General features: G+C 32.9%; 1 protein-coding gene. It reads left to right on the top strand.

Translation table 11 applies throughout. The features are described from left to right. Positions 1 to 137: 137 nt before the first annotated feature. Positions 138 to 602: a hypothetical protein gene (locus ACT3QN_RS13660; RefSeq protein ID WP_444523019.1), complete on the top strand. Its 465-nt coding sequence runs from the start codon at positions 138 to 140 to the stop codon at positions 600 to 602. Positions 603 to 805 lie beyond the last annotated feature (203 nt).

Raw genomic sequence — 805 nt, 5'->3', positions numbered from 1 at the left:
GAAATGGTCGACTAGGCTTGTCTGTCATATTATTAGCTTTATAGTTTGTTAGTCTTTAAATGATGAGTCATTACGATAGCGACCAATTTTATTTATAATATGCCTATTCTTATTTCTAGGAGTCAATTATTATTAACTTGATAACTGTTATTATCGAAGTTCTGAATGTTTTGGTTCCGTACGCCACTGTCTTTGGTGTAGGTGTTGCTGCTTATCAAATAAAGCGAAGTAACATACAACAGAGAGTATTATTCGAAGATTCAATCAACAAAGAATATCGAGATATAATTCAGCGTATACCTTATAAGGCTTTGATTGGTGAAGAAGTCCCTTCAACTGAAGCAAGTGCTGTTCATAACGAAATATATAATTATATGGACTTATGCAACGAACAAATCTATTTACGTATGTCTAACCGAGTTAGTAAGAAGACTTGGAATAATTGGCAAGAAGGCATTAAAACAAATTTTGAGTTAAAAGCATTCAACGATACTTTAGCTGAAGTGTTCGAAAAGCTTCCTTCTAACTTTAGTGAACTACAAAAAGTTAAAGCGCTGGGTTTCAGTACTGACCCTAAGTTGTGGAAAACTACAACAACTTAATAAAGTGAATGTCGAGCTAATAGGTATAATACAGGTATTGACTTAGTTATTGTTTTTATTGTTAGTTTATCAAACTTATATTTTAGCGAAACTTAAAGCATTCTGAGGATAGTATCGGCGTTTTTAATATCCTTAATTACTTCTCAAAACAACTCACCCATCTCAATTTCTTCCTCAAAATCAAACCCCAGCTGCTCGTTTTT

It is taken from the genome of Psychrobacter sp. AOP7-C1-14, from assembly GCF_052376135.1.
Classification (GTDB): domain Bacteria; phylum Pseudomonadota; class Gammaproteobacteria; order Pseudomonadales; family Moraxellaceae; genus Psychrobacter.
This window is presented reverse-complemented; position numbering and strand designations above follow the sequence as displayed.